General features: G+C 64.5%; 6 protein-coding genes and 1 pseudogene. 6 read left to right on the forward strand and 1 reads right to left on the reverse strand.

Annotated elements, in window-relative coordinates:
- Positions 1-94 precede the first annotated feature (94 nt).
- From AB0D12_RS40535 to AB0D12_RS40560, 6 genes and pseudogenes are all read left to right on the forward strand, one after another.
- Positions 95-649 (forward strand): hypothetical protein, encoded by a 555-nt coding sequence (locus AB0D12_RS40535; RefSeq protein ID WP_362694926.1) that lies wholly within the window; start codon positions 95-97, stop codon positions 647-649.
- A gap of 149 nt (positions 650-798) precedes the next feature.
- Positions 799-1,636, forward strand: a pseudogene (locus tag AB0D12_RS40540) (IS5 family transposase).
- A 916-nt stretch (positions 1,637-2,552) separates the two neighbouring features.
- Positions 2,553-3,413: a hypothetical protein gene (locus AB0D12_RS40545; protein ID WP_362694929.1), complete on the forward strand. Its 861-nt coding sequence runs from the start codon at positions 2,553-2,555 to the stop codon at positions 3,411-3,413.
- 98 nt (positions 3,414-3,511) lie between these two features.
- Positions 3,512-5,047 carry an amino acid permease gene (locus AB0D12_RS40550; RefSeq protein ID WP_362694938.1) on the forward strand — a complete coding sequence of 512 codons (1,536 nt, stop codon included), beginning with the start codon at positions 3,512-3,514 and terminating at the stop codon, positions 5,045-5,047.
- Positions 5,048-5,220: 173 nt separating this feature from the next.
- The gene (locus AB0D12_RS40555; RefSeq protein ID WP_362694932.1) at positions 5,221-6,039 is read left to right on the forward strand and encodes an IS5 family transposase; all 819 of its coding nucleotides are present in this window, start codon (positions 5,221-5,223) and stop codon (positions 6,037-6,039) included.
- Between the two features lie 85 nt (positions 6,040-6,124).
- A complete protein-coding gene (locus tag AB0D12_RS40560; RefSeq protein WP_362694932.1) occupies positions 6,125-6,943 on the forward strand; it encodes an IS5 family transposase in 819 nt (272 codons plus the stop codon).
- 9 nt (positions 6,944-6,952) lie between these two features.
- Here the strand turns inward: AB0D12_RS40560 and AB0D12_RS40565 are convergent, their stop codons facing one another.
- The gene (locus AB0D12_RS40565; RefSeq protein WP_362694935.1) at positions 6,953-8,344 is read right to left on the reverse strand and encodes an aldehyde dehydrogenase family protein; all 1,392 of its coding nucleotides are present in this window, start codon (positions 8,342-8,344) and stop codon (positions 6,953-6,955) included.
- Between the last annotated feature and the right edge of the window lie 707 nt (positions 8,345-9,051).

Raw genomic sequence — 9,051 nt, forward strand, 5'->3', positions numbered from 1 at the left:
TCCTCCGGATACGGAGACTTGCGTCCCACCTGGACATCCCTCCCTGGACCATCAAGATCCATTGTCAGGGTGTCCACTCCAAAGGTTCAGCCTCATGAACATCCTGCCCCTGCTCGACGCACTCGACATCCAGGAAGAAGCCGCCCGCGCCCTGGCCGACGACCTCCGCACGCAGATCACCGAACTGCAGGCTCGGCTACGGGAAGCCGAGACCCACCTCGAGCACCTCGCCATCACCCGGAAGACCGTCACCGCCCTCAGCGAACGGCTCCCCGCCCACCCGGTTTCGCCCGACCTGCCCGAGCACCCGGACTACCCCCGCATCCTCGCCGTCTTCAACGAGGCCACCGGCCCCCTCCGGGCCCGCGACGTCTGCGAAGCCCTCGACCACGCACTGCTGCCGAAGAACATCGAGGGCACCCGCGCCAAGCTGAAACGCCTGGTCAAGCTCGATGTCCTCACCGAGGTCGACGCGGCAGCTTCACCAGGAACCAGTAGCCGACCGAGCACCGCGACCAGCAGCCCTGCCCCAGCCTCACCCAGAAATGGACATCAACTCACGAACCGCCCTCTGAGAGGGCGTTTACCCAAACTTGATCCGATATGCGGCTTACGCTCCTGTCCTACTTTGAGGGCTTTCAATCGGTAGGTAGTGAATGTCATCTCCCGGCCCGGGACCTCGGCTGTCCATCTCATTCACTTCCATGCCCGGGAGTCCGTCTGGTTTGAAATTGCCACGGAACCGCCCGATGGTCAGTGGAATCGAATCCTCCGGCCTGTTCGTACTCACGCTGTGCCGTGAACCCCCGCAAGCCGTACCCCAGCGACCTGTCCGACGCCCGGTGGGCCTTGATCGAGCCGACGTTGACGGCCTGGAGGAAGGCCCGGCTCGACCGTAGGCCGACGGGGCAGCCGGCCAAAGTCGAATTACGCGATGTGTTCAACGCGATCCTCTACGTCAATCGCACGGGAATCCCCTGGAAATACCTCCCGCACGACTTCCCGAACCACGGCACCGTGTACGCCTACTACGCCGCCTGGCGCGACGAGGGAATCTTCGCCCAGCTCAACTATGACCTCACCGGACTGGCCCGAGTGAAGGGGGGCGCAAGCCCGAACCGACCGCATCCGTGATCGACACCCAGAGCGTCAAGACCTCCACCAACGTGCCCCTGAACAGCCAGGGAACAGATGCCGGGAAGAAGATCGTCGGCAGGAAGCGAGGCATCCTCACCGACACGATCGGGCTCCTCCTCGCCGTGACCGTTACCCCGCGAGCCTCTCGGAAAACGCCGTGGGAATACAACTCCTCGACCAAGCCAAGAAGACCTACCCGACCATCTCCAAGAGCTGGGTCGACACCGGTTTCAAGAACGCCGTCGTGGAGCACGGCGCGAGCCTCGGAATCGATGTCGAAGTCGTCGACAGAAAGCCGGGAGTCCGCGGCTTTCACGTCGTCAAAAGGCGCTGGGTCGTGGAGCGGAGTCTGGGATGGATCATGATGCGCCGGCGCCTGGCCCGCGACTACGAGACCCTCACCGCCAGCTCCGAGGCGATGATCCATCTCGCCTCGATCGACAACCTCACCAAGCGCATAACGGACGAGAGCACCCCCACCTGGCGAGGGATCTACTAGGAGATAAAGGGCATTCCGCCTACATTAAACGCCCTCTGAGACGCCGGGGCTTGGGCAAACGACGCGGCCATCGTTGCATCAACTCGGGCGCAGAAGGCCTTCGATCGCTTGTCAGTCCTTGACGGTAGTACGGCGAGTCTTGAGGGGCCAACGACGTTCATCCCCCTTCTGCCCTGGGGCAGCAGGTCAGTTCCCGCATGCAATCGCTGGCTCTCCACCGGGATGTGGTGTGGGCGGCTGACGTCGAGTGACTGGGAAGTAACTGTCAATTTCTCACAGGTGTTCTGGAGTGCTCGGCTGCAAGGATTCCCCCGAAGCGAACGACGCTACGCCGCTAGGGCACTGGTTCCCTCGATGTGGAGGAGACGCATGACCTGATCATGAGGGGCTGTCAGGAACTATGACTCGGCCTGGATGCGCGTTGATCAGACGCTATGTCAGCCACGTCTAACACCGAGCGGGGCATCGGCCTGCAGGGTCTGCCGATAGGTTGGTGTTGCCCGGCAGTTCTGCGCTGACTGATGGAACAGTCCGCATAGTGAGCCGTTCCCGCACCTCCGGCATCCGACGAGGCAACACTTCCCGGTGACCGTGCGCACCCGTGGCGGGAAGTGGGACTTCTCGCGGCCCACTTGTCGCCCTACGCCCACCCACACACTGTCTTGTGCTGCGTCAGCGGCGCGTCCATGTCGATGGCATGGCCGCGTCACGCCCCGGCGCTCCTGTCGGTCACGCCGAGGGCTACGCCTTGACGAATTGCCGCCACCCCAGGCGGGAAAGGACGCCAGGAATGGAGTACCGCAGAGCCGGCCGAACGTCACGGCGCGGCGGCACTACCGATTCCGGAACGCCTACCCTCGATCGGCACCCAGCCCGTGATGACGCCCCGTTGCGGGCGGCCCTGCAGGACGCGGCGATGGGGCGGTGGGAGGGTCCTCGCGACCTCCTTGCGGCCACCGGGCAGGACTGGGACCGGCGTATCTTCCGCCTGCAAGTCCTCGCCCTCGCCGGGATGCGTTTGCGCTATGCCGAGACCTGGTGCAGTGCCGAACCGCGGTCGGCCGACGCCTTGGCCTTGCTGTCCCATGTGCTAGCCCTGCGTTCCATAGACGTTGGGCCTCATGAGGGCCGAGAGTTGATGGAGCAGGCGTGGAAGACCTGCACACTGGCTGCCGAGGCGAACCAAGCAGATCCTTCCCCCTGGGTCGTTCTGCTGGCGCTGCTACGCGTACACGCACCCCATTGGCCATCTGTTGAGCACACCTGGGATCAGGTCATTGCTCGTGACCCCTTCAACCGCGAAGCGCACCACGAGGTCCTCACCTACCTCTTCCAGCGCAATCAAGGCTCCATCGGCGAGATGTTCGACTGGGCGCTAGACACGGCTGAGAGTGCCCCGCTCGGGCTGCCGATCGCTGCGCTACCGCTGATGGCGGTTGCCGAAAGCCATCGACATCGCCTTGAAACAAACGCGCGCGGCTACGGCACGGCCATTCATCCGTGGCTTGAGTGCCCACACATCGACCGAGTGCTGGATCGATGGTGGCGCCACCGCTCTCCACGTCCACACGCCCAGTTCGCCGACGACGCCAACTATCTGGCGCACGCCCTCAGCTTTGCGGGCCGCCACGCCGAGGCCTTCGAGGTCTTCGAAGCAATCGGGCCGTACGCCACCGATCTGCCTTGGTCCTACTGCGGAGAGCCTGAGCAGCTCTTCCTACGCCACAGGGCGTGGGCGCTGAAAGCGATCACGCCACGCCGCCCCCCGCACCGCTAAGGCTGTCACGCCTCCGCCTGTCCTCCGCGTCAGCGGCATTGCTTTCCGAACGCTCCGTAAACCGTTCCTCTCCCGGAACCGACAGAAAAGGACCTCCTGTGCCACTCGACGTTCCCAGCGCCACCGATGAGGAAAGGCTCGCCCAACTCGGCTACAGGCAGACCCTTGCACGAAGCATGTCGGGCTTCGCGAACTTCGCAGTCTCCTTTACGATCATCTCCGTCCTGTCCGGGTGCATGACCCTTTACGGCTTCGGCATGAACACCGGTGGCCCCGCTATGATCATGTGGGGATGGGTTCTCGTAGGCCTGATGACGTTGTTCGTCGGTCTCGCCATGGCAGAGGTGTGCAGCAGCTATCCGACCTCTGCCGGCCTGTACTTCTGGGCCTTCCGCATGGCCCCGGAACGCAGCCGGGCCGCATGGGCGTGGTTCACCGGTTGGTTCAACGTACTGGGCCAAGTTGCGGTCACTGCTGGTGTCGACTTCGGGGCGGCGTCCTTTCTCAACGCCTACCTGGACCTCCAGGTCGGGTACGCTGCGACCCCTGGCCACACCATGCTCCTCTTCGGGCTGATCCTGCTGCTGCACGCCATGCTGAACACTTTCGGCGTGCGGATCGTGGCCGTACTGAACAGCGTGAGCGTCTGGTGGCACCTCATCGGTGTGGTGCTGATCGTGGGCGCCCTGGTCTTCGTTCCTGATGATCTCCAGTCGCCATCCTTCGTCTTCACTCACTTCGTGAACAACACTGGATGGGGCTCCGGTCTGTACGTGGGGCTGCTTGCCCTGCTGATGGCTCAGTACACCTTCACGGGCTACGACGCCTCGGCGCACATGACCGAAGAGACCAACGACGCCTCCATCGCCGGTCCGCGGGGCATTGTTCGCTCCATCTGGATCTCCTGGATCGCAGGCTTCCTGCTACTGACTGGCATGACGTTCGCAATCCAGAGTTATGACGGTGCACTGAACTCCGAGAGCGGGGTCCCGCCGGCGCAGATTCTCATGGACGCCCTCGGTGCGAGCACCGGCACGGCGCTCCTGCTGGTGATCATCGGCGCCCAGCTGTTCTGCGGCATGGCATCCGTTACCGCCAACTCCCGGATGATCTACGCCTTTTCCCGAGACGGAGCCCTGCCGTTCTCCCGCGTCTGGCATCGGATCAACCCTGCCACCCGCACCCCGACCAACGCGGTATGGCTCGCTGCGAGCGGCGCTTTCCTCCTTGGCCTGCCCTATCTGGTCAACGTCAGCGCCTATGCGGCTGTCACCTCGATCGCCACGGTCGGCCTCTACATCGCGTACGCCGTCCCTACCTTCCTTCGGCTACGACTGGGCCGGAGATTCGAGCGCGGTCCCTGGCACCTGGGACGCTGGTCAAAGCCCACGGGAGTGATCGCGATCGGCTGGGTCGCCGTGATCACGATCCTGTTCATGCTGCCCCAGGTCAGCCCCATAACCCCTGAGACCTTCAACTACGCCCCGATCGCGGTCGCGGTGGTGGTCGGCTTCGCCGGCACCTGGTGGCTCGTCTCGGCCCGCAAGTGGTTCCTCAACCCGAACCATCCGCGAAACAGAGAAGAGGAGGCACAGTACTACCCCGGACCGGAGAGGGTCTCAGACCGCTGGTAGCGCCAGTCCGTTGGTGGCTCCAGACGGCAAGAACTCTCGCTACCTTCGCCGTCGGGCACCCCACACCACGCCGGGGTGCCCGACGGCGAACACCGCCTTAGGAGTCCTTGCAGAATGATCTCGCTGTGGCACGGTGTAGGTGTATGTGTTCCCGTGTTTTGTGGGGTGTGACCATGGCGCGGCGGAAGCCGTGGGAGGTCAGCGACGAGTTGTGGGCGGTGATCGAGCCGCTGTTGCCGAAGCATGAACGGCGGTTTCGGCATCCGGGGCGCAAGCGGATCGATGACCGCAAGACGCTGCAGGGTGTGCTGTTCGTCCTCTACACCGGTGTCCAGTGGGAGTTCTTGCCGCAGGAGTTGGGATTCGGTTCGGGTCCTACCTGCTGGCGGCGGCTGGCCGAATGGCAGGAGGCCGGGGTGTGGGAGGAGCTCCAGCGGGTGCTGCTGGACCGGTTGAGGGCGGCTGACCGCCTCGACTTCTCCGGCGCCACGATCGACGCCTCGCACGTGCAGGCCAAGCGGGGGCGAAGCAGCCCAAAAGTCGGCCCGAGCCCGGTTGACCGCGCACGGCCGGGCTCGAAACACCACGTCCTGACCGATGCCCGTGGCACCCCGTTGCGCGTGTCCCTGACCGGTGGTCACCGCAACGACGTCACCCAGCTTCTGCCCCTGGTCGATGGGCTGCCGTCCGTGCGGGGCAAGCGGGGCCGGCCCCGGCGTAAGCCCCGCACGTTATATGCCGACCGCGGCTACGACCACGACATCTACCGCCGTCGGCTGCGCGAGCGTGGCATCGTCCCGAAGATCGCGCGGCGCGGACAGCCACACGGTTCGGGCCTGGGTCGCGTCCGGTGGGTTGCCGAGTCCGCCATTGCCTGGCTCCACGGCCCCCGCCGCCTACGGACACGCTGGGAGACCCGAGACGACATGCACGACGCCTTCCTCCAGCTCGCTCACTGCATGACCCTCGCCCGCAAGAATCCAGCTTTCTGAAAGGACCCCTTAGGAGTCCTTGCAGAATGATCTCGCTGTGGCACGGTGTAGGTGTATGTGTTCCCGTGTTTTGTGGGGTGTGACCATGGCGCGGCGGAAGCCGTGGGAGGTCAGCGACGAGTTGTGGGCGGTGATCGAGCCGCTGTTGCCGAAGCATGAACGGCGGTTTCGGCATCCGGGGCGCAAGCGGATCGATGACCGCAAGACGCTGCAGGGTGTGCTGTTCGTCCTCTACACCGGTGTCCAGTGGGAGTTCTTGCCGCAGGAGTTGGGATTCGGTTCGGGTCCTACCTGCTGGCGGCGGCTGGCCGAATGGCAGGAGGCCGGGGTGTGGGAGGAGCTCCAGCGGGTGCTGCTGGACCGGTTGAGGGCGGCTGACCGCCTCGACTTCTCCGGCGCCACGATCGACGCCTCGCACGTGCAGGCCAAGCGGGGGCGAAGCAGCCCAAAAGTCGGCCCGAGCCCGGTTGACCGCGCACGGCCGGGCTCGAAACACCACGTCCTGACCGATGCCCGTGGCACCCCGTTGCGCGTGTCCCTGACCGGTGGTCACCGCAACGACGTCACCCAGCTTCTGCCCCTGGTCGATGGGCTGCCGTCCGTGCGGGGCAAGCGGGGCCGGCCCCGGCGTAAGCCCCGCACGTTATATGCCGACCGCGGCTACGACCACGACATCTACCGCCGTCGGCTGCGCGAGCGTGGCATCGTCCCGAAGATCGCGCGGCGCGGACAGCCACACGGTTCGGGCCTGGGTCGCGTCCGGTGGGTTGCCGAGTCCGCCATTGCCTGGCTCCACGGCCCCCGCCGCCTACGGACACGCTGGGAGACCCGAGACGACATGCACGACGCCTTCCTCCAGCTCGCTCACTGCATGACCCTCGCCCGCAAGAATCCAGCTTTCTGAAAGGACCCCTTAGAGGAGGCGCCGGACCAGACGCGACTTGCGTTCAGTGTAGGGAGGGTAAGCCAGCGGGACGTCCAGTCGAGTGGACTTGGTGAGCACTGCCTTCTGGTGGCTGAATGTGTCGAAGCCCCATCGCCCATGGTACGACCCCATTCCGCTCTCCCCCACGCCGCCGAAGGGCAGGTGCGGAGCTGTGGCGTGCAACACGACGTTGTTGACGCCGAGAGCACCGGAAGATGTTCTCCGCTCCACCAAGCGCGCTGTGTCCCGCGAACTGGTGAACACGTATGCGGCCAATGGCTTGGGGCGCGCGTTGACGTATTCCACCGCTTCCCTCACGTCGCGTACCGGCCTGATGGGCAGCACAGGTCCAAAGATCTCCTCCGCCATCACGGGAGCCCCGTCGTCAACACCGTCGAGAACGGTAGGCGCGATGTAGCGGGTTACGGCGTCTCGCTGGCCTCCCATCGCGAGTCGTTCGTACCCCCCTGCGTCGATGAGACCGGTGACGCGCTCAAAGTGATGCTGGTTGACGATGCGCCCGAAATCGGGGGATCTCGTAGGGTCGGCCCCGTAGAACGTTGCCACCGCCCGGGCGACCTCTTCTACGAAGTTCTTCCGTACCGAGCTTTCCACCAAGACATAGTCCGGTGCCATGCAGACCTGGCCGGCGTTGAAGAAGCGACCCCAGGCGATCCGTCGTGCTGCCACCCGAAGATCCGCGTCGGAAGCCACGACCACGGGGCTCTTACCCCCCAGCTCCAGTGTGGTGGGGGTGAGGTTGCGAGCGGCCGCTTGGGCAACGATCCGGCCCACGACTCCGTTGCCGGTGTAGAAAATGTGGTCCCACTTCTGCGCGAGCAGATCGGTTGATGCTTCGACGCCGCCTTCTACGACCTCGAATGCCGAATCATCCAGGTACTGGGGCAGAAACTGAGCGAGCGCTGCAGACGTCTCCGGTGCAAGCTCACTCGGCTTGATTACAGCGCAGTTACCAGCCGCGATGGCTCCGGCCAACGGGCTGAGCAAAAGCTGGATTGGGAAGTTCCATGGTCCGATGATCAGGGCGACGCCGAGAGGCTCACTGTGCACCCACGCGCGGCCAGGTCGGTGGCTCGCCGGAATGGCTAGTCGGCGGTCCTTGGCCCAGCTCTTGAGCTTTCTACGGGCCAGCCGCACTTCGCCCATTGTGGAAGCAAGCTCTGATGCCCAACCCTCGATCTCCGGCTTGGCTACGTCGGCGGCCAGGGCCTTGATCAAGGGCCCTTCTTGTTCGACCAGCATCGCCTCGAGACACCGGAGCTGCTTGATTCGCCATTCAAGAGGACGTGTGCGGCCGGCTCGAAAAGCCGCACGGAGACGTTCTGCTGATCCTGAACCCGTGTATCCAGACTGTGGCATCTCTGCTCACCTTCGTGGGGCTAGCGTCGGCGCCAGATGGACATGAAGCACGAAGCTGCGCTGGCGCCATGACTAATGCGTGATCAGAGTACCACTTCAGGATATTATTGCAACACAATGTTTCAGTTACGGGGCCCGATGCTCGTCGACCACTAAGTGTGGAGGCTGGCCATCCGCAGAGTGAGCCGGCCCAAGAGCGAGACGTCATGACCCGGTCAAGATCGTAGTTGGGGTGCTTCCTCGCCTGGAGCCACGTCGCCAGCCCCCGTCCGCGTCGGGCAGGACATGCATCCTGGACCGGGCCTGCCCCGGCCCACGTGGCTCGGACCTGCAAGCTCGCTCCCTTTTCACCAGGCACATGGGGCAGAGTCGAGGACCGTGCGGAAGAGGTCGACCAAATCCCTCTCGTCCAAGAGTGGAGAACCTTTCTGGCAGGATGGTCGATCCCGTCGAGGAGCTCGGATGGCCTGGCGGCCGGAGTTGGTACGACGTGTCGACGCCGCGGGGAACCCTGCGGGCATCGCTGGGGCACGCCCTGTTGAGGGGTCCCGCGCTTCTCGGACAGCGGTGTTGAGGGTTCTCCTTATGCCGCTGCCTGCAACTCCTCGTACACGGCGTGGACTTCTGCGGGAGTCTTGTAGCCGAGTCCGGAGTGGAGGCGTTTTCGATTGTAGAACATCTCGATGTAGCGGACGATCGCCCGGTGG

Origin of the sequence: Streptomyces sp. NPDC048479, assembly GCF_040651435.1 — a bacterium.
Lineage (GTDB): Bacteria > Actinomycetota > Actinomycetes > Streptomycetales > Streptomycetaceae > Streptomyces.